Source organism: Pseudoalteromonas sp. MER144-MNA-CIBAN-0113, assembly GCF_040308965.1.
GTDB classification, from domain to species: domain Bacteria; phylum Pseudomonadota; class Gammaproteobacteria; order Enterobacterales; family Alteromonadaceae; genus Pseudoalteromonas; species Pseudoalteromonas tetraodonis.
The window spans coordinates 1-286 of sequence record NZ_JBEOOG010000276.1; the positions used below are offsets into that span (position 1 = coordinate 1).

Here is a 286-nt window from a genome sequence, read left to right on the forward strand (position 1 = left end):
TCAGATACTCCAACTTAAGCTCAACTTAGTTAGCTAGAACGAGAATAGTTAAGTAATTTTTTTAGATCTTTTAATAATCCTTTTTGTACTAAACGGTTTTCTTGTGGCTCGACCTTAAAGGGGTATTCAAGTACCACTAACCCCATATGATCAATTAAATATAAACTTGCAGGATTTAAACTCTGTTGCTCGGTAATAATTTTCCATGGTAGATTTTTATTGTCGGGACTTCCCATTACAGCCATATCAACCTTGCCTTGGTTTTTACCAAGTGCCACATATAAGT

The 286-nt window shown here is 34.6% G+C and carries 1 pseudogene; it reads right to left on the reverse strand.

The features are described 5' to 3' along the window. Positions 1-29: 29 nt before the first annotated feature. Positions 30-286 (reverse strand): annotated as a pseudogene (locus tag AAEY57_RS19695) (transmembrane cytochrome oxidase associated protein); the annotation flags it as partial.